Annotated in this window: 20 protein-coding genes; 9 read left to right on the top strand and 11 right to left on the bottom strand. The window is 41.4% G+C overall.

Annotated features, from left to right (window positions below; translation table 11 throughout):
• Positions 1-38: 38 nt before the first annotated feature.
• Positions 39-830 carry a M48 family metallopeptidase gene (locus DZ860_RS02135; RefSeq protein WP_120029255.1) on the bottom strand — a complete coding sequence of 264 codons (792 nt, stop codon included), beginning with the start codon at positions 828-830 and terminating at the stop codon, positions 39-41.
• A gap of 80 nt (positions 831-910) precedes the next feature.
• On the opposite strand from DZ860_RS02135, the gene DZ860_RS02130 reads away from it, so the two are divergent.
• From DZ860_RS02130 to DZ860_RS02105, 5 genes are all read left to right on the top strand, one after another.
• The gene (locus DZ860_RS02130) at positions 911-1,381 is read left to right on the top strand and encodes a hotdog fold thioesterase (protein ID WP_120029254.1); all 471 of its coding nucleotides are present in this window, start codon (positions 911-913) and stop codon (positions 1,379-1,381) included.
• Between the two features lie 2 nt (positions 1,382-1,383).
• Positions 1,384-1,617, top strand: a complete 234-nt coding sequence (locus DZ860_RS02125) for a DUF3389 family protein (RefSeq protein WP_120029253.1) — start codon at positions 1,384-1,386, stop codon at positions 1,615-1,617.
• A 76-nt stretch (positions 1,618-1,693) separates the two neighbouring features.
• Positions 1,694-3,409: an SgrR family transcriptional regulator gene (locus tag DZ860_RS02120; RefSeq protein ID WP_120029252.1), complete on the top strand. Its 1,716-nt coding sequence runs from the start codon at positions 1,694-1,696 to the stop codon at positions 3,407-3,409.
• The gene (locus DZ860_RS02115) at positions 3,402-3,653 is read left to right on the top strand and encodes a hypothetical protein (protein ID WP_120029251.1); all 252 of its coding nucleotides are present in this window, start codon (positions 3,402-3,404) and stop codon (positions 3,651-3,653) included. Before DZ860_RS02120 ends, DZ860_RS02115 begins: the two co-directional genes overlap by 8 nt.
• Before the next feature lie 499 nt (positions 3,654-4,152).
• The gene (locus DZ860_RS02105; protein WP_120029249.1) at positions 4,153-5,040 is read left to right on the top strand and encodes a LysR family transcriptional regulator; all 888 of its coding nucleotides are present in this window, start codon (positions 4,153-4,155) and stop codon (positions 5,038-5,040) included.
• A gap of 89 nt (positions 5,041-5,129) precedes the next feature.
• Here the strand turns inward: DZ860_RS02105 and DZ860_RS02100 are convergent, their stop codons facing one another.
• Positions 5,130-7,832: a bifunctional acetate--CoA ligase family protein/GNAT family N-acetyltransferase gene (locus DZ860_RS02100; RefSeq protein ID WP_120029539.1), complete on the bottom strand. Its 2,703-nt coding sequence runs from the start codon at positions 7,830-7,832 to the stop codon at positions 5,130-5,132.
• 216 nt (positions 7,833-8,048) lie between these two features.
• On the opposite strand from DZ860_RS02100, the gene DZ860_RS02095 reads away from it, so the two are divergent.
• Together DZ860_RS02095 and DZ860_RS02090 are read left to right on the top strand one after the other, a co-directional pair.
• The gene (locus DZ860_RS02095) at positions 8,049-8,585 is read left to right on the top strand and encodes an SPOR domain-containing protein (protein ID WP_120029248.1); all 537 of its coding nucleotides are present in this window, start codon (positions 8,049-8,051) and stop codon (positions 8,583-8,585) included.
• A gap of 151 nt (positions 8,586-8,736) precedes the next feature.
• The gene (locus tag DZ860_RS02090; RefSeq protein WP_120029247.1) at positions 8,737-9,735 is read left to right on the top strand and encodes a D-alanine--D-alanine ligase; all 999 of its coding nucleotides are present in this window, start codon (positions 8,737-8,739) and stop codon (positions 9,733-9,735) included.
• Here DZ860_RS02090 and DZ860_RS02085 read toward each other — a convergent pair.
• A complete protein-coding gene (locus DZ860_RS02085) occupies positions 9,732-10,691 on the bottom strand; it encodes a site-specific integrase (RefSeq protein ID WP_120029246.1) in 960 nt (319 codons plus the stop codon). The two genes, DZ860_RS02090 and DZ860_RS02085, sit on opposite strands and share 4 nt — an antisense overlap.
• Before the next feature lie 100 nt (positions 10,692-10,791).
• Between DZ860_RS02085 and DZ860_RS02080 the strand changes: the two genes are divergently transcribed.
• Positions 10,792-11,166, top strand: coding sequence for a DUF3319 domain-containing protein (locus DZ860_RS02080; RefSeq protein WP_120029245.1), 375 nt, complete (start codon positions 10,792-10,794; stop codon positions 11,164-11,166).
• Positions 11,167-11,171: 5 nt separating this feature from the next.
• Complete coding sequence (gene yciH, locus DZ860_RS02075; RefSeq protein WP_120029244.1) at positions 11,172-11,483, top strand: stress response translation initiation inhibitor YciH; 312 nt, start codon at positions 11,172-11,174, stop codon at positions 11,481-11,483.
• A 579-nt stretch (positions 11,484-12,062) separates the two neighbouring features.
• Here the strand turns inward: yciH and DZ860_RS02070 are convergent.
• From DZ860_RS02070 to DZ860_RS02035, 8 genes are all read right to left on the bottom strand, one after another.
• A complete protein-coding gene (locus DZ860_RS02070; RefSeq protein ID WP_120029243.1) occupies positions 12,063-12,320 on the bottom strand; it encodes a 7(1) septoil knot domain-containing protein in 258 nt (85 codons plus the stop codon).
• Positions 12,321-12,849: 529 nt separating this feature from the next.
• A complete protein-coding gene (locus DZ860_RS02065; protein ID WP_120029242.1) occupies positions 12,850-13,032 on the bottom strand; it encodes a YoaH family protein in 183 nt (60 codons plus the stop codon).
• 67 nt (positions 13,033-13,099) lie between these two features.
• Positions 13,100-14,245: a conjugal transfer protein TraF gene (locus tag DZ860_RS02060; protein WP_120029241.1), complete on the bottom strand. Its 1,146-nt coding sequence runs from the start codon at positions 14,243-14,245 to the stop codon at positions 13,100-13,102.
• Positions 14,246-14,306: 61 nt separating this feature from the next.
• On the bottom strand, positions 14,307-15,182 hold the full coding sequence (locus DZ860_RS02055) for a DUF2861 family protein (RefSeq protein ID WP_120029240.1): 876 nt from the start codon (positions 15,180-15,182) through the stop codon (positions 14,307-14,309).
• Positions 15,182-15,841 carry a response regulator transcription factor VxrB gene (gene vxrB, locus DZ860_RS02050; protein ID WP_120029239.1) on the bottom strand — a complete coding sequence of 220 codons (660 nt, stop codon included), beginning with the start codon at positions 15,839-15,841 and terminating at the stop codon, positions 15,182-15,184. Before vxrB ends, DZ860_RS02055 begins: the two co-directional genes overlap by 1 nt.
• On the bottom strand, positions 15,816-17,270 hold the full coding sequence (gene vxrA, locus DZ860_RS02045) for a sensor histidine kinase VxrA (protein WP_120029238.1): 1,455 nt from the start codon (positions 17,268-17,270) through the stop codon (positions 15,816-15,818). Before vxrA ends, vxrB begins: the two co-directional genes overlap by 26 nt.
• 147 nt (positions 17,271-17,417) lie before the next feature.
• Positions 17,418-18,794, bottom strand: a complete 1,377-nt coding sequence (gene pntB / locus DZ860_RS02040) for a Re/Si-specific NAD(P)(+) transhydrogenase subunit beta (RefSeq protein WP_120029237.1) — start codon at positions 18,792-18,794, stop codon at positions 17,418-17,420.
• An 11-nt stretch (positions 18,795-18,805) separates the two neighbouring features.
• On the bottom strand, positions 18,806-20,365 hold the full coding sequence (locus DZ860_RS02035) for a Re/Si-specific NAD(P)(+) transhydrogenase subunit alpha (RefSeq protein WP_120029236.1): 1,560 nt from the start codon (positions 20,363-20,365) through the stop codon (positions 18,806-18,808).
• Positions 20,366-20,620 lie beyond the last annotated feature (255 nt).

Raw genomic sequence — 20,620 nt, 5'->3', positions numbered from 1 at the left:
ACTGACATGTCAGCAGGCGAGTGCGGTTTACGCTATCACTACAATGTGCAATTTGGCTTGGCGACATTAAAGTTTGGCATCGAGTTAATTTTCTGATTGAGATCTTTAATGCGCGTATTATGCGATGGGTGGGTTGAAAGCAGTTCCGGTGGTTGATTACCGTTTGATGCTTTTGCCATGTTTTTCCACAAGTCGATACTCTGATTAGGATCAAATCCTGATTTCGCCATAAGGTCTAAACCTACAATATCTGCTTCAGATTCTTGAGTTCGGCCATACGGAAGTATCAGCCCATACTGAACGCCAAGTCCTAGCGCGCTCATTGTCATCCCACGGTATTGTGAATAACTTGAAGCGCCAAGGGCAATGTCGGTAATCTGTAGTCCAGCATTGGCGAGTTGGGATTGTGATAATCGTTCATTACTATGGTCAGCTAACACATGAGCAATTTCATGCCCAATAACTGTAGCCAGCTGGTCTTGGTTTTTTGCGACTTTCAACAAGCCAGTATATACCCCAATTTTTCCACCAGGCAAAGCGAATGCATTGACTTGATCGCTATCAAAAACAACCACTTCCCAATCATTAAACCCAGATTGCTTAGGTACATGTTTAGTGACTGATTTCGCCACGCATTGGACGTAACGATTAATTTTTTGGTCTTTGTTGATCGGTGTTTGTTTTTTCATTTCTTCAAAAGATTGTGCACCAAGATGGCTCATATCCTTATCAGAAAAAAGTAAAAGTTGATTTCTTCCAGTAGGTGAAGCGCTGCATCCGACGATTCCAACTATAGCGAGAAAAGAAGCTACCTTAGATAGTGGGCTCATTGAACTCTCCATTTCAAACACAATATTGTTTATCATAACACTGGGTTACAATACTGGTAACTGAACTGTAGGAAAAAACAATGAGTATTTGGAAGCGCCCAATCGATCTAGAACGTCTGAATTTAAGTTCAAAAAATACATTGATGGAACACCTCAATATTATTTATACCGAACTTGGCCCAAATTACATCTGTGCGACCATGCCGGTTTGTCATTTCACTCATCAGCCACTAGGTATGTTGCATGGCGGGGCTTCCGTGGTACTGGCTGAAACGTTGGGCTCTGTCGCTGCGAACTTCTGCGTAGATGAAGATTCATACTGTGTGGGATTAGATATTAATGCTAATCATGTACGTGCTATGCGAGAGGGGCATGTTATAGGTAAAGCGACGCCAATTCACATCGGTGTCTCGACCCAAGTATGGCAAATCAATATTACTGATGAACGTGAACGTTTGGTTTGTACTAGCCGTTTAACCATTTCAGTTCAGAAAGTACGTGGGGCAAAAACGAAAGCAAAGTCATTAAACACAGTGAATGTGAGTAAGTAGAAATGGTCATTGATTTTGATGGTGGAAAAATCATTGTGACTGCTCATGAGCTAGTCGTGAAAATGGTCGGAACACATATGGTCACATTACAAGCTGAGATCGACGCACTTCAACTCATCGGTCGAGGTGCAAACGTCATTAGTGCTCATGGGGCAGAGACAAAGTGGTCAATAAAACTAGATAATCTTCAACAACTTGAGCTGATAGCGCAACATGCCAGTCTTCCAATTCAATAAGTGACTCTATTACTTGATATTTGCCGGTAAATGGGGAAAACTCATATGTAGTGATATTTAATGAGCTTCCCCCTTTATGAGCAGTCCTCGTTTAAGAGTGCAATTTGAAACATTGTTTGAGCACTATGATGGTCAAGATAGCGGCGTCCAACTCGATGAAATAACGGATATCCTTTGTTGTACTCGACGTAATGCGAGAATTGTTCTTAATAAAATGGAAGAAGAGGGCTGGATTGAATGGCATCCATCACCTGGCCGGGGAAAGTTATCTCAACTCAATTTCAAACGTAATCGTGCTGATGTTAGTGAGAATCTCGCTCGTCGTTATCTTGAAGAAGGAAAAATCAGCCAGGCACTAAAAGTGCTCGATCAAGATACGGCGAAACTGGCAAAAGTAGTCGAAAACTATCTTGGTATTCAGCATCAAGAAGGGCAGCAAGTTGTTCGTTTGCCTTACTATCGCCCATTAACCACACTCAATCCTCAAAAGCCTCTACGTCGTTCTGAACAACACATTGTTCATCAAGTATTTAGTGGCTTAACCAAGCTTGATGATCATGAAAATTTGGTTGGTGATTTGGCACATACCTGGGAAATGGTTACTCCGACACATTGGCGTTTCTATTTACGCCCGAGTGTTCGTTTTCACAATGGCGATATACTCTCGGTTGACGTCGCTATGAATAGTATTCGAGCATTACGAGAAAACAAACTTTATGCCCATATTGAAGACGTCACATCACCGGGCCACCTAATTATTGATATCACATTGGAGTCGCCAGATTTTTATCTAGATCTTCTTTTGTCTGAATCATGTGCCAAAATTCTGCTTTCAAAACAAGATCGGATGGAAAATCATGACGTATTTCCGGTTGGAACTGGCCCTTACAAAGTGGTCCAGAATGATGACAAGCGTCTTGTGTTGCAAGCTTTTGATGGTTATTTTGGCTTTCGTCCATTAATAGATCGCGTAGAAGTGTGGCTTATCGATGCGGCGCATTCTTCAATGGTTTTTCCAAGTTTATCAAACCCGATAAAACCTCAAACTACTCCGATTCATGATGAAGTAAAACTCGACCCAGGTTGCACGTATTTACTGCTTAATCGTCGCTCTGGTTTAGCACGAACAGATGATTGGGCTAATTATTTTAGTTCACGTTTAAGTTCTCTCAATTTATTTCAGCGACTACCACAAGATAAAATTGTCGAACTAGGTGTTTTACCTGCGCATGGTTTAAAACCTGGTTGGTATCATCATTCTTATTATGGCCACTACGTATCGCCGCCAGCGTACCGAAAAGTACGAATAGCTTTTCAAGCACAACATCCGATGTTTCCGACTTTAGTAAAGTGTTTAGAAACCTTGTTGAAAGAAGATAAGCTAGACGTTGAATTGATTGGTTACGATGATGAGCAACCCCAACCTCATGATATTGATATTTGGGTGAAAGCAATGGGGATCTCTAATCATAGAGAAGATGCGCTCGTTGGGTGGCTATTTGACTATGGGGATATTGAACCGCTTAGTCGTGAGGGTGATTTCGCGTATTGGACTAATATTGTTCAGCACTGGCGTAGTGAAGCTGATGTGGTGTTTCCGTGGCGTGAATTAGGAACCTCACTTGCAAAAGAGATGCAACTCATCCCGATGTTTCATTGTTGGTTGGGGGTCAATAAAGATCATTGTGGCACACTGCAAAATGCAAAATGTAACGCTTTAGGTTGGTTTGATTTTAGCCAAGTCTGGGTTAAACCAGAGCACTTATGTGATACGGATAATAACGATGGCTAAACCTAATTCAAAGCAACCGGTGAAAACCGTCGATGTGATTTGTACTAAGTGTAAAACTGTACTGTTTAAATATCGCAAAGGAGGCAAAGGGGCGTTAGTTAAGTGTTTTAAAGAGCGTATAGCGAAAGATTTTACGACAAGCGAGTGCCTATGCCCAAACTGTGGAAACACCTTTGCACGAGATGCGTTAATTCGCGGAACACCGGCTTATAAAATAATTGGTGGCAAAGCGACAATTAAGTAAATTTACTAACAAAAAAAGACTTAAAACTGAGTTTGTAATTGAGTCTCAAGGGCACTTGCGGTGAAATGTTGATCTGAGTCCCTAAAAATATAATTGTTTTGATTAATCCCTATCCAGAAATTTTGTTACTGTTACAATGACTGCGCTAAATATCTTGACTTATACGCGTAAACAGCAGGGGGAATTAATGGAACTAGGTCTAATCATTGCTTTCATCGTGGCAGCTGCCATTATGGTTAAAAAAGAGATGGCTAGTTCAAAATAATCTTCATTCACCCAATTTTTCTTACTTTTTGAATGAAGCATTTTGAATACAGCAGATAGATAAGCCGGCAAGCATGCTGGCTTTTTGCTTTTTGGATAGTTTCTTTTTAGCGTTTCCTTTATCAAATCACCTTAACGTTAGACGATTATTGCTAACTGTTATCATTGTTAAAGTTTGTGTCAGTATCGATGCTACCCATTAAAAGAACGAACTAATTAGTACAAGGAGTCGTCATTGCAAAGTCCGATTACATTGGAAGCTCTGCACATATTGGATGCTATTGATCGTCGTGGTAGTTTTGCTGCTGCTGCAAATGAACTCAATCGAGCACCATCATCTTTGAGCTATCAAATACAAAAGCTAGAACAAGATCTTGATATCATGATTTTTGACCGTTCTGGGCACAAAGCGGTATTTACTGAATCTGGGAAATTGATACTTGAGCGGGGCCGCACCATCTTAAGCGCCACAGAAAAACTCGTGCATGATGCAAGTTTGTTAGCCAATGGTTGGGAGTTGGACGTCACCTTAGCATTTGATGGTGTTATCGCGGTTGAGAACTTTTTTCCCATGGTGGAAGCGCTCGGTAATGTAAGCAGTACCAGAGTTCGTTTGCAAGAAGAGATACTAGCCGGGTGCTGGGAATCACTTGAGAATGGTCGTGCCGATTTATTAGTCTGTCCTAAGTTAGATAACCTACCGTTGGACGTAAAATCAGAAGTAATCGGCAAAATATCAATGGTTTGGGTTGCCGCATCTGATCATTATGTGCACAAACGTAACGGTGAATTCGACGAAGCTGCCAGAGAAAAGTATCGCGTAATTGCCATTGCCGATACGGCTCGAGAGCAACCTGCCATTAGTATTAATATTTTGCAAAAACAACCACGATTAACGGTGACAAATTTACCGGCAAAAATCGAAGCGTTGAAAGCAGGGCTCGGTATAGGAACTTTACCGACCACGATTGCCAACGAACTGATCAAATCTGGCGCACTAAAGCAAATTGCTTCCACTGAAATACGCTCTGTTGATGTCATTATGGCTTGGAAACGAAACCAGATAGGTGAAGCTAAATCTTGGTGCATTCAGTATTTGAAACGTAACTGGAAATTAAAATAGCGATAAACAAAAGACAGAAAATTAAATCAGCAGCATAAATAGTGTCGTTATGCTGCTGAACTATTGATTTAATAACGAGCTTAACCCACTTAGTTACTATCCGATGAATGTTCGGTCATCGGAAGAACCATATCCGCAGTTCCATCTTCAAATGACACCTCAAGTTTAAAACCAAGGCTTTGTGCCAACATGAGCATTCCTCGATTGGTTGGCATCGTCATGCCTGACATTTGCAGAGTGCCTTTTGCTTGGCAATAGGTGATGATTTTACTCATCAAAATTTTTCCCAATCCGCACCCTTTAAGATCTGAGCGTATTAGAATCGCGAATTCAGCATCTGTATTGTCATGATTGATCAGTGCCCGTGACACGCCGATGATTTGGTTACCATCAATAGATTGGCGAACTGCGACAAATGCCATTTCTCTGTCGTAATCAATCTGAGTCAAATTAGCTAGGGCCTCGTGATTGAATTCGCCGATTTCGGTAAAGAATCGTTTGTATAGATCTTCTTTAGAAACGTTATGAATAAAGCCGGCATGAAGGGGTTCATCTTCAGGAAGAATAGGGCGAATCATCACGATTTCCCCGGATTTAAGCTGGGTTTCTTCCTCGTATTCACTTGGATAAGGGCGAATAGCCAAACGTTGTTGAGCGTCACCAGTGTAGCGACGAAGCGTTAAATCAGCATCGATGATGGTAAACTCTTTGCCATTTGCAAGTAGTGGATGGATATCCAGTTCATGCACCTGCGGGCAGTTAACTATCATTTGTGAAATTCTAACGAGTACTTCTGACAACCCGTCAATATCCATAGGCTCTGGCAGTTTTTGCGGCCTAATCTTACCGCCTTTAATGGCACGAATAATCAAATACCGCGCCAAAGTCATGTTTAACGGTGGTAAAGCCGACGCTGCATCTAATGCTTCATCCCATTCAGAACCCCCTTGGCCTAATAGGATTATTGGGCCAAATGTTTCATCGCTTTTGACTTTAATTCTCAGTTCTTCACCGCCAGCAAGTTTGGCCATTCCCTGAACTAATAATCCATGAATGTGAGCGGATGGGAATGACAGTTGGGTACGGTCCAAAATGGCCTGAGACGCCGCGGCAACTTCGTTACTATTGCGTAGGTTAAGCATTACACCTTGAACATCGGACTTATGAGGTATATCAGGAGAACGAAGCTTTACAGCGACTGGATATCCAATTTCCTCAGCAATATGTACCGCTTCGCTACTGTCGGATGCAATCCAAGTTGGAAGGATTTTGAAGTTAAAACTCGTCAAAAAGTGCCCAATTTGGTGAGTATCTAAATTGACTGTATATTTATCCAGTAGTTTTTCTTCAACCCATTTTTTGGCACTTTGAAGTTCGGAAACGTGAACCGGTTCAGCAGTTGTTGGGGTTTCCATGAGTTGTTTTTGATTACGTCGATACTCCACAAGGTGCATAAATGCAACAACAGCACTTTCTGGTGTTCGATAGGTTGGAATACCAGCTTGAGTGAAAATCTGTCGAGCTGGTTTTGCCGTTAATTCACCAGACCAATTGGTTAAGATGTTGAAGCGTTTTTTTCTTGGATGAGCGTGCACCGCGTCCACAATGGCTTGTGCTGTTTCTTCTGAAAGAGCAATAGCCGAGGGACTGTGCATAATTAAAATAGCATCAGCGCAATCACTGTCCATCAGTGCATTAATGGTCGCGACGTAACGAGAATGGTCGGCGTCACCCATCATATCAATAGGGTTATTATGACTCCAACTAGTGGGCAGTTCTTCACTGAGCTTTTCCATGAGCTCTTCATCTAACTGCGCCAGTTTTCCACCTCTTTCAAGAAGGGTATCAACCGCCATTATTGCTGGGCCACCACCATTAGTAATAATTGCAAGCCGCTCGCCACGCAAAGGTACTGAGTGGGTCAGTGTTTCTACGGCTGCAAATAACTCGTGGGAGTTATTAACTCGTAGCATACCAGTACGGCGAATAGCGGAATCATAAATCAGATCTAAAGTATCGTTGCCGCCCGTGTGAGCTTTAGCTGCGAGTCGCCCAGCTTGAGTACGACCGCCTTTAAGTACCAAAATTCGGCGATTTCGAGATGCCGCTCTTGCCGCCGACATAAAACGCCTTGCATCTTTTATTGTGTCTACGTACAAAAGTATCGCTTGGGTATGACTATCGGTACTTAAATAATCAAGTAGATCGGCAAAATCGATATCAATGGCATTACCTAAGGAAATAAAGGCGGAAAACCCGATATTCTTGTCGTTTGCCCAATCAAGAATTGTCGTGCACATAGCCGCAGATTGAGAAATAAACGCAATCTGACCAGCTTGAGCCGTTACAGGAGAGAACGAAGCATTAAAATTATGCCAAGGAAGAATCATCCCTAAACTATTGGGGCCCAAAACGCGCATCCCAGCATCTCTGGCAATTGCCAAACAAGTATCTTGAAGCTCGATTTCATCGATGCCCAAAAAGTGCATATCCGAAGACAAAACAATCACGGACTTAACGCCTTTTTCGGCAAGTTGTTGGAACAGCGATATGTTTCGAGAAGCGTTTGTGCAAAGCACTGCAACATCGGGAATGATGGGGAGTGAGTCGATACTAGGATAAGCGAGTACACCACATACAGAACTGTACTTTGGAGTAACTGGCATGATTGCGCCGTTAAACCCGCCCTGTAATAAATTTTTCATGACTATGTTGCCAGCTCTAAGTGGCTTTATTGAAGCCCCAATAACCGCAACGGATTTAGGTTTTAAAAAATTACTTAGATTGCTCATACGTCGACTTCCCATCTAATTTGACTCTAATCGTAACGGAGCACTCCAAATTTTGCAGATTAATTTGTCTAAGTTTTATACGAGTCTCTCAACCCTAAGCGTAGATTGTGTTTCATGTCACATCGGTTGAAAAATATAATTCACAGGCCGCTTGATTCTATCGCTATCTAACGGCATGATTTACAGTAATTTCCCATAAAGGCATTTGAAAATTTCATGAAAAAAATAGCAATCGTTAGCTTATCTGTACTGCTCTCTGCGTGTGTATCTAGTGACTACGTAACAGAAGTAACGTCTGAAACTTATCGTGAAGATTACAAGGTCGCAAATGTTGAACAACCAATCATGACGGAAACCGTTGTGACTGAAGTCGTTGAAAGTAATGTTGAGCCAGTGACACCTGAAGTTAAACCACAAACAAAACCTGCAGTAACGATTGTTCCGCCAAGTCAAAATGAACAAACCGCGGCACGATTTGGTTACACGATTCAAGTTGTCGCTGTAGGTACTCAAACAAAAGTTGATCACTTTGCTCGCAACTTGCCAGCTTCAGGTCAGCCGATTTGGGAAAACTACAAAGTTGTGAACGGCACTAAGTGGTATACAGTGCTGTACGGTGATTACGCAACGAAAGTTGATGCGAAAAAGGCAATTGCTCAACTACCAACTGAGTTCCAAAATTTAAAACCTTTTGTAAAGAGTATTGATTCAATCAAAAACTCGCAATATCCAGCACTAAACAAACTAAACTAGAAAAAGGGGCTTAGCCCCTTTTTTTGTGCTTATAAAAGCATCGAACAGTCAGGAATTGGTAAATTTAGCTAGTTTGCCCAGTGTAAGTTCGCTCAGTTTTTATTATTATCGAGTCACTAATAATTCTGTTGTATCACGGAAAGATCCTCTAATGAAAAATACGACTATCCTTCTACTCTGTGGCGGCGGTTCGTCAGAGCACGAAGTTTCATTGCTATCAGCAAACTTTATCCAATCTCAATTGAAACTCACGCCTGAATTTACGGTTATTCGCGTTGAAATGAAGCAAGACGGTTGGTACAACGAAGAAAACCAATTGATGTGTTTAGACACCAACAGTGGTTGTTTAAACTCAGCAACGGACTCAACGAAAATTGATTTCGTTGTTCCATGTATTCACGGCTTCCCTGGTGAAACCGGTGACATTCAGTCAATGTTAGAGCTTTCTGGCATTCCATATTTAGGTTGTGGACCTGAAGCAAGCAGCAATAGCTTCAACAAAATCACATCGAAGCTATGGTATGACGCGATTGGTATCGCTAACACACCATACCTGTTCCTATCAGAAAATAGTCTAGATAGCTTGAATAGAGCACGTGAAGCATTTGAACAATGGGGAAGTGTATTTGTTAAAGCGGCGCGTCAAGGTTCTTCAGTTGGGTGTTACAAGGTAACGGAAGAGTCTCAGCTTCAATCTGCGTTGAATGATGCTTTTGGTTATTCCGACCAAGTATTAGTAGAACAAGCGGTTCAACCACGTGAACTTGAAGTCGCTGCGTATGAATTAAATGGTGAACTACAGATCTCCAAACCTGGCGAAGTAAAAGCGCCCGGCGATGCATTCTATTCATATGAAGAGAAATACAGTGCGAGCAGCCATTCGACGACTGATATCGAAGCAGTTAACTTGACCGAAGAGCAAATTGCATTAATTCAATCAGCATCAAGAAAAGTATTTACTCAGATGCGTTTAAGACATTTGTCGCGAATTGATTTCTTTTTGACTCAAGATGGGCAAATTTACCTCAACGAAGTCAACACATTCCCAGGTATGACGCCGATCTCTATGTTCCCGAAAATGCTAGAACATAATGGGCATAAGTTTCATGAATTCCTAGCGTCATGCGTATTCAGCTCAATTGAAGCTTAATATTTAAAATGACGAAGACGGATAAATTGTAACTTCCCAGCCTCAGCTTGTGCCTTATTAGCAATATACTGATAGGGCATAACTGGGCTGAGCCAACGGCCAAATATTTGAATTTCTCGCGCGTTAAGTCCATCATCCGCCATCGCTTTTACCGCACCTACACGTAATGACTGTCCAGAAAATGCCACATCTAAGTTTAATTTCTCACTCGCACCTTTGAGTATTCTAAATATCGAAGAATCATCTAGTGGTTGATCACTTATATAACCATGCTTATCAACCGCATTAAATAGATACTCGGATAGGCCATTCTGATGTAACAACCACATACGTAAATATTCACTACATTGAGCGCTCAGTGCGTAGCGATCTTGGCCGATAAATACATAATAACGTTCATCTTGGATTTCTATATCAGCGTGTTTTAGGTGCTTTAATTCCGAGCGTTTTAATGCACATTCAAACATGATGTTATAAATAGCAATATTGCGCAGCTCAATTAACGTTGGTTGTTTTGGAAGCAATGCATTGAGTCGATTTAAATGAGTAATTTCAAAGGCTTCTGTTTGCTTAGCATCACCATATTTTGTTGTACGGATATTCGTTAGTGTAGTTTGAATGATGGGTGTTTGTATAACATCTTGTTGTGAGGTTACTCGATGAATTAAACCTATCGTCAAGGCATAGCGCCGAATCGTGGCATATTTACGTTGGTTCGCTTCTTTTTCAAGAAACAAGCGAACCGCGGCAGAAGAAGCGGGGATGGCCAATACCGATTTGGATTTACAAAACTCGACAAACAAATTCCAATCTTTTGTCATTGCTTTTAATGAGTTGAGCGAATAGTGATGGTCGAGCAACATGTCCATCTGTTCAATTGAAACAAGGTTTCGAAATTCAAATAGATATTTCGAAATTGTCACCTTGTTTTCGATGACTCTGACGTTTTTTTTCATAGAAATATGCTGCTAAACCACTAATTATGATGAATATACTTGATTACCCACAATATACAATTATTATAAAATTAAATACATATTAGGAATGAACGACAATATGGCGCTAGCAACATATCGAGGATTCCCCCTAAAAACAGTTGGTAATTCAACCGACGTTTGGCAGGTGCAGATAAAAAATAAGCTTTTATCTGGCAATATGACTGCGTTGAAAAAGAGTATTGATTGGTTCTGTGATACGGCAACAATCATCGATCCTAAAGAATTTCAATCTCTTGCCGGTAAACGGAATGTAGCAGCTAAGCCTACACACGAAAACTTCAACGGCTATGTGTTGAAAAATGACACTGGTGAAACAAATGGTTGGTATTGTTTGTTTAACGGTCGGTTGATAAAGGGTGGTAAAATGGCGATTCGAAAACACATTGAAGCGTTTCTGATCGCGAAGCAGAAAGCGGAACAAAATAGTAAGTAATAGATATGACACTTGTATATTCAACAGAAACAGGTCGAATCAAACCTGAAGAGTCACAACCACAACGTGAAAAAGGTGACGGCATCGTTCGCATCTCTCGTCAAACCAAAGGTCGTAAAGGCAAAGGCGTTTGCATTGTCACGGGTCTAGATCTCGATGACGCACCATTAAAATTACTCGCAGCGGAACTTAAGAAAGTTTGTGGCTGTGGTGGTTCAGTTAAAGATGGTGCAATTGAAATCCAAGGTGATGCACGAGATAAAATCAAAGCACACTTAGAGAAAAAGAATTACACCGTAAAACTCGCTGGCGGTTAATCCTCAATAGTCAGTTTGTTAATTCCATTATCAAACTGACTATTAGGTATTTTATGGTAAATACAGTTATGTTTAATCAAATGCTCCAATTCAGTCACTGTAACGAGAGTAGGCAATAAAACTCTTTGATTACCTATGCCTGATTTAACATAATATACATAATGCGCACTGAGATTATGGTTCCTATATCGTAATGTTCGGTATGAGAAGCTTTAAAATGTCCTCCTAAACTTAAAACGTTATTTGGCTTTAAGGACCTAACCTGATGTTTCTTCCCAAATGTTGCTGCTGGTACTGAATAGCTTTACGTCAGGAAAACAACTGTTAAGCGTTGGCTTTCGGGTTCTTACCAAATCAATCCCATGGCTGAAAAGATCCTCATCACCAAATCTCTTAGTTACTTGTCCGATGACATTCGCTGTCATGACGTCGCTATCGACCAACAACCACACCCAGTGGTCGTTAGTTAAACCCTAATTAATAGATTCTTTCGCCTAACATACGATGAATGCCAATGGACAAGTTGGTTACGTGGTCACTTAAGTGCCATGGATAAAAGGCAAGCCGTCCAACTTCCAATCAACTTACGAATCTAATGGTGAAGTCATGTGCACTTGTGACAAACATGACTCGATAGTCTGGCGATGTATTAACGAACTTCCACTTACCTTCACTGTTCGCGAAAGCATTCACTTCTTTTACATCTAGATCTGCAAATGCACTGACGACTTTCACTTTAAAGTCTGGAGCTGTACCGACAAGCTGAATTTTTCCATAGATATTCGAAACATCAATTTCTGTTGCCATAACCATTAATCCCTCATTTTGGTTTGTCATTACGAATCGCTTTAATGTCGTTATAGATAATTATTGACGATTAACCAAAACAAGCAAATCCATTCGCCAAATTTAACTGGTATTTAGTGACAATGTCACTAAGCATTGTTTTTGCTAATAACCAATACTAGGAACATAAACGAATATCGAAACGAAATTCTGCCACATGCGTGACAACGTCACGAAGCAGTTGCTTTCACTACCATTATTTCTGGTAATTTGCCGTTTTGTAATAAAATTACAAAACATACTCTCAATAATTAGCTTGTAGCATAAAATATCGCAGTAATACACTGAAATATAACGATTATAAGCAAAATATGAGCATTATTCTTGGTAGTTAATTTTAGTGAATTACGTCTTGGGAAAGCGTTTTTGAGGGGGACTAGTTATGGTGTGCACGATATATAACACCAATGTGTAGTGTTATAGTGCATTACTAATAAAGTAAAAAGAGCAGTTCCCTGCCCTTTTATTGGTGTCTCTTGATTTTATCTTGTTATCACTGAATCAGAGAAAATGTTGTGATTTATTCGTCTTCGTCTAGCTCAGCATTTTGTTCAGCTTCGCGTTTTGCTGCTGCGGCAGCACGAATCTCACTTGAGACGATTTGGATGGCTTGTGCCGTACTGATGCCTTCAGTCATAAGCTTTTGAATTTTTTCGACAGCTACTTGCTGTTCACTATGACTAAGAGAAATATCATCTAACATAAAAAAGGCTCCTTACGATTAAGGAGCCGACTATATTACTATTCTTCGGTTATGACTACCGTTTTAACTAGTAACTACCTAAGAAGTTAATGTAAGCACCCATTGAATTTTCGTTGGTGTAACTCGCACCAATATCAAGTTGGAATAAATTAAGAGGTGAAAGTCCGATACCCGCCGTTAAGGTATCTTCTGAGTTTTCATAAGCAAGATTACGTTTCCAACCTGCGCGTAATTTTAGTTGTCGAAGTAGATCAAGTTCAGCACCAGCACGAAACATCTGAACATTATCGTCAAACGTAGTGAAACGTTCTTCTTCTTTAAGATCGTAATCTACGCTGAAAGTGAAATAGTCAGCAACGATTCCCGCGCCGACTGTATATTGTGGGCTGAGTTCATACGCATAAGAAATCGAATTAACGCTTTTCGTTTCAATATCGCGAGCAATTAGGTTTGTACCGGCAATACCAACTCGGAATGGACCGTGGAACCATAAAAAACCCGCATCAAAGTTCAACATGGTTTCTGCTTGACCATTTTCGCGTACGTCAGAAAAATCGTAATTTGAGAGGTTAGCTTGATAGACGTACGTGTAAATGCGCTGAAGTTTTGGCGTAATACCATATGAAATATGCTGACCTAAAAAGGTTTGGTATTTAGCGAGTGAGATACCAGCTTCTGCAACACCGATAGATACGGCATTTACTTTACTGTTTGCTGCATTTTCCAATGTTCTTGCGTTTGGATCTGCGTTCGTACTGCCTGTAGCAATGTCTGGTGTCACAAACGATTCGGTATAAAGCTTACCAAAGGCATTCGCGGCGATGAACTGGTTTGGAATAGCAAAAGCAACCACTCCACCCATTTCCATTTTGAACTTATCACCCTGCAAACTATCGAGCGTCGTTTGCAGTTCGCCAATGTTTGCTGGATTTTGTGAGTTAATGAGGTTTTGTGCTCTGTCTAAATCATCGATCATTTGGCCTTCATCATTAAATGAAATACCAAAACTCGGCGTGATCATCCCAACATCATCATTGCGTCGATAGATGGCGGTGATTGCCGGGTTATAGAAAGGCGCGGTAAGAAAGTTAGCTGAAACAACGCCAACACCACCCATTGCATCACCGCGAGCTTCAACAGCATAGTTGGCGGCAAAAGAAGTAGATGTAGCGAACACAATAGACAACGGGAGTAATTTGATAGCGTTTTTCATATCTAATTTATTTATCAATAATTTACATGAGTAATAACGCGCTATTGTCTATTATCTTGACTTATTCCTCTACTGAAACGTCATATGTTTTACTAATTATTTGCGATTGTTCAACAATTAGCGGCCCTTGCCAACGTTGATGCGTCATTGAGACGGCAAGAACATATCGTCCCGGTGGAACTGTGCCAGTTTTCAATGATGTAGGATAATCAGATTCATAGGTTTCAGTCCATTCTTGATTATATGTACCATCTACATAATCGTAGAGCGATGCATTTAATTTAGGGAGCGGACAATGGGGATTAGGTAATGCCGTTTTATCGATTTTCCACCGATCTTTCGAACGCCAACGAACAACCATATTGGTTTTGCTTTCACCAAGAACAAGCCACGCACTCCAAGAGGTTTGATCGGTCGCTGTCACATCAATACGATACAACCCAATCGGCAAGCGGTTATTTAAGTTATATCGCTTGGTATAAGAGATAATATCACTATTGTTTTGTGGTTGACTTTTAATCAGCACATCATCATTGGAAACTGTCTTAGCTACCCAACGAGTTAAGTTAATATCACCAATCTCTTTGCTGGAATTGAGTTCTACAACCACTCTGTATGCATCACGTCCTGGGCTTTGGATCTCCGTATTACGGATTGTGACCCCACGAATCCAATCTGGGAATGCACGGTTGTCTAAGCCCTTCCCACAATCAACTTGTAACGATTGTAGAAACAGCTCATTTAAATGCGGGGTAATTGTGGCATTTTTCTCAAGCTGCCAAGCTTCAACCAATGACGCAAACATTGCTGCTAAATCATTAGTTAATAAATGCTTATGCGCTTGGATTAATGGCGAGTTACCTTCAAACCAAGTGGGCGTTGTGGCAAAAGTTGGTGCACTAAAAAGTGCACCAATTAGCCAATAATGTGCTCTCATTAGGCTTTCATTTTGTAACCAACACCACGCAGCGTTTCGATCTCTAAACCAGGTAGTTTTTGTCGTAATTGCAATACGTGAGTATCCACTGTGCGTGTGGTAGGAAAATGGTTGTAACCCCAAACATGGTCTAACAGTTCATCACGCGTGAAAACTCGGCCTAAGTTACTTGCCAAGAAAAGGAGTAAATCGAATTCAGTTCGAGTTAACGTAATCATTTCATCATTAAAAAAGACTTCGCGAGTACTTTTATCAATCACTAAATGTTCCGTTTTAACTTTGCTTTCATCTTGCTCATCAACATCCGGAGCACGTAATTGCGCTCGAATGCGCGCAAACAGCTCAGCTTCAGCAAATGGTTTGGTTAAATAATCATTTGCACCCGCATCAAGACCCATCACTTTATCTTTTACAGTGACCATTGCCGTTAAAAGGATGACAGGAACATCTTTAATGTTTTTCCAGTCACTCAAGTGTTGTACGGAGTCACCATCAGGCAATTGGCGATCAAGAATAACAAGATCCGCTTTGTCCCAATACTGAGCTACATCGGCAATTGTTTCTGAATGAAAGCACTCATATCCCGCTTGTTCTAAGCTTACTAATAGTCCATCAGCTAGGTTTTTATCATCTTCAACGAGAAGCAGTGTCTGTTTCACAAGGTATCTCCAAAATAAACGTCGTTGGTGGGCCGACTAGGCGCATTTTTCCGCCCATTCTACCTACCATTGATTCAACGATAGTTAATCCTAAACCAAGCCCACTCTTACTCACAAATGGTTTACGCAAATGTCGCCAGTCTTTATGGCTTAACTCACCTTGGTCTAGAACTTTTACAATAATTTTATTTTTCGACGTTTCAACGTCAAGCGTTACGGGAGCTACTCCGTATTTTATCGCATTTCTGATTAAGTTATCTATGCATGTTCCTAGCCAGTAAACATTTAACTTAGCTGCGATGTCTTCATTAAGTTGAAAATGAACTTGATTATCAAATTCTTCTTCAACTTTATATTCGAGCCATTCTTGGACAGATGGAACCCAGTCTGTCGCGAGTGGTTTGTTTTCCGATTGCAGGTAGTCTTTACTCGCTTCAGCAAGTTGACGCAATCTTCGTGAATCTTCACACAAACGGCGAAACTCATCATAAACGGTTTCAGGTAAACGTTCGAATTCACGTCTGAAACCCTCAACGGTGAGAGATAAACTCGCAATCGGTGTACGAAGTTCGTGCGTCAAAATTTGCAAGACAAGCATACGACTACGCATTTCATTTCGCTTTGCGTTCCAGCGATAGAGCGACCAACCAATGACCAATAAAATATTGGCAATAACGAGAACGACCATGGTGATCCGTAGAACATCTGAGTGGTCTTCTACGTCCCAACATAAGTTCCCGCGCTGAACAAAGCACGATGCCGAATCTCGATTCAGTCTCACGCTCAATCCTGCTTTTGTTACGTTGCTTTTCCAAACCGACTTAGGATAAACAAAATAACTATCATTTTGCCTTAACCATAGCTCTTCTTCCTCTAGGAACATTGATGCCCCAGAAATCAAAGCAAGGATGGTTTCTTCATCCATTCTCTGTAAACGTCCAAGCAGCGACTCTCGCTCAGCAAGCGGACGTTCTTTGATGTGCATATATTGTTCGAGCTTATCTCGTAACTCGGGATGAGAAACAATATAACGATTAGCATACGTACCACCACCTGGGTGAATATGACCACTGCGTGCAAACCACTGCATGCTTAACTTGCCACCTTTACACATTGTTCGCGTAAAAACGAGTGGTTCGGTCACTAAAGGGCTAAGAGGTAGTTTTCCCGTACAGGTCGAAGCGAGTTGATACAAACGTTGAATGTCTTGTAATGGATAAGACGACGTTTGAGGCAGCATCGATTCTGGGGTAATCAATCGCGTAGGATAGTCTGATTGAAGTATTCGAATGTCGTAGGAAACCAATGACTCTGACGGTTCGAAAAGATCGATAAAGCGATCGATTCGCTCGGGTAAAGAATCGGCGTTAGCGTTAAATGTTATGGCCGCTAATATTAGCGTCAGTCGTGTTAATGCCGTTCTAATCAAAGGTAAAGAGTTCAATCAAAAAAGAATGTATGGACAAACGATTATGCATAATTTATTCATAACCATTGTGATATTGCTGTCAATTATGTATTTCGTTGTTAAATAAAAGAAGCCAGCACTTTGCTGGCTTCTTTACAGTCTGTAAGTTTACAGTGCTTTGGAAATAGCGTCTACACTCTCTTTCGCATCACCAAATAGCATTTGAGTATTCTCTTTGAAGAACAATGGGTTTTGAACACCAGCGTAACCCGTATTCATTGAGCGTTTGAATACGATTACATCTTTCGCGTTCCAAACTTCCAATACTGGCATACCAGCGATTGGACTATTTGGGTCTTCAAGGGCTGCTGGGTTTACTGTGTCATTAGCACCAATGACCAATACAACGTCAGTTTCAGGGAAATCATCGTTGATTTCATCCATCTCTAACACGATATCGTAAGGTACTTTTGCTTCCGCAAGTAACACGTTCATGTGTCCAGGTAATCGCCCTGCTACTGGGTGGATACCAAATCGAACATCAACACCTTGAGCACGAAGTTTTTCCGTGATTTCATGAACTGGGTATTGAGCTTGCGCTACCGCCATACCGTATCCCGGTGTGATGATTACTGATTTCGCATTTTTCAGCATGTCAGCTACATCTTCAGCGTTAGTTTCGCGGTGCTCACCGTATTCTTCATCACTTGAAATCACCACTTCTTGTCCAAAGCCGCCAGCAATAACACTGATGAACGAACGGTTCATAGCTTTACACATGATGTAAGAAAGAATCGCACCTGATGAACCAACTAATGCACCCGTTACGATCAGAAGATCGTTCGCTAGCATGAAACCAGCTGCTGCTGCTGCCCAACCTGAGTAAGAGTTCAGCATTGAAACCACAACTGGCATATCAGCACCGCCGATAGAAGCCACAAGGTGGTAACCAAAAACGAAAGCAATTAACGTCATCACAATCAGGGCAAACATACTGCCATCAGCGTTGACGAAGTAGATCATAAGCAATGTTGATACAACAATCGCAGCCAAGTTCATCTTGTGTTTGTGTGGTAGGTTTAATGCTGATGATGAAATAACACCACGTAGCTTACCAAACGCAACAATTGAACCGGTAAATGTCACGGCACCGATGAACACACCCAAGAACACTTCGACAAGATGGATCACGTGTTCAGCGTGAGTTGCTGCTTCTGGAGCGTCAATATAACTATTGAAACCCACTAAAACTGCAGCCATACCTACAAAGCTGTGTAAAATCGCAACGAGCTCTGGCATCTCGGTCATTTCTACTTTCTTAGCATAGAAAATACCAATAGAACCACCGATTACCATTGCAATAATAACCCAAACTGTACCGCTTGCTTCTGGGTTGAAGATCGTAGCGAATAACGCGATTGCCATACCCGCAATGCCATAGTAGTTACCTGCGCGAGCAGACTCCTGCTTTGACAAACCAGCTAGGCTCATAATAAAGAAAACAGCAGCAACAATGTAAGCTGCTTGTACTAGTCCTGCAGACATCCCTGTTACTCCTACTTATCTTTACGGAACATTTCAAGCATGCGCTTGGTGACGGTGAATCCGCCAAAAATGTTGATACTTGCAATGAGGACGGCGATGAATGACAAGAATGTCACCACCCCATTACCTTGACCAATCTGCAATAATGCACCAACCACAATGATGCCGGAAATTGCGTTTGTTACTGACATCAACGGAGTGTGTAGCGAATGGCTTACATTCCATACAACGTAATAGCCAACAACACATGCTAAGACAAATACCGTGAAATGAGCTAAGAATGCGGCAGGAGCAACAGAGGCAATCCAGCCAAATGCACATAAACCGATAGCGAGTGCCGCTATTTTTTTCTTCGGCGAAATCGGTTCATCAACTTTCTTCGCAGGTCCTTTCGGTTGAGCTGCTGGTTTTTGCTCAGGTTGTGCTGAAACCTGAATCGGTGGTGCTGGCCAAGTCAACTCACCATCTTTAACCACAGTAACACCACGAACAACCACATCATCAAAATCGATGGTGATCGTACCGTCTTTCTCTTTACACAATAGTTTGAGTAAGTTGACAAGGTTAGTCGCATAAAGTTGAGATGATTGTGTTGGTAAACGCCCAACCATATCTGTATAGCCAATCACTTTTACACCATTTGGCGTTGTGATGACTTTGTCCGCAACAGTGTATTCACAGTTACCACCGTTAGCTGCTGCTAGATCGACAATAACACTACCCGCTTTCATGCTGTCTACCATTTCTTTGGTAACTAGCTTTGGTGCAGGACGTCCTGGAATCAGTGCTGTCGTAATGATGATATCAACATCTTTTGCTTGTTCGGCATAAAGCTCAGCAGCTTTCTTGTTGAAATCATCAGACATCTCTTTCGCATAGCCGTCGCCTGAACCTGAGTTTTCTTGGAAATCGACTTCCAAAAACTCTGCGCCCATAGACTGAACTTGCTCTTTTACTTCAGGGCGTACGTCAAATGCGCGAACAATCGCACCAAGACTGCCTGCTGCACCAATAGCGGCCAAGCCCGCAACTCCGGCACCAGCAACAAAGACTTTTGCTGGCGGAACTTTACCTGCGGCAGTGATTTGTCCTGTAAAGAAACGACCGAACTCGTGTGCAGCTTCAACAACAGAACGATAACCTGCAATGTTAGCCATTGACGAAAGAGCGTCCAATGACTGAGCACGAGAAATCCTCGGCACTGAATCCATCGCCATAACCGTGATGTTTTTGGTCGTAAGACGCTCAAGCAATTCAGCTTGCTGTGCTGGCCAAATGAAGCTAACTAAGGTTGCCCCATCTTTTATTAGAGCGAGCTCATCAATTCCCTTGTCAGCATCAAATTGAGGGGCATTAACTTTCAAGATGACATCTGAATTCCAGACTTCATCTTTAGCCAGTACTTTTGCTCCAGCCTCAATAAACGAGGCATCATCAAAACTTGCGAGATCCCCTGCATGACTTTCGACAACAACATCGAAACCCAGTTTTATTAACTGCTCAACCGATTTAGGTGATGCAGCAACTCGCGTTTCTCCAGCGAGTATTTCTTTTGGCACACCAATTTGCATAGCTATTCCTTGACTATTGGCACAATGATTATTCTGTTTTTATCTAACGTGTGTATAAAATTCAAGTGTTTTGTTATAAAAAAACATAAGGGATTTTATATCTACTCGTATGAAATGAATAATTTTGCATTTCTGGACATAAAGAAACAACAACTAACATACTGCGCGGAGGTCGAACCAGAAAGCAAAAGTGAAAGCAAAACAAGTAATTATAGTTAGACAAAAAATGAGCCATCAGCATAACGACTAATGGCT

The organism is Vibrio sinensis, assembly GCF_003605645.1.
In the GTDB taxonomy this organism is placed as follows: domain Bacteria; phylum Pseudomonadota; class Gammaproteobacteria; order Enterobacterales; family Vibrionaceae; genus Vibrio; species Vibrio sinensis.
This window is presented reverse-complemented; position numbering and strand designations above follow the sequence as displayed.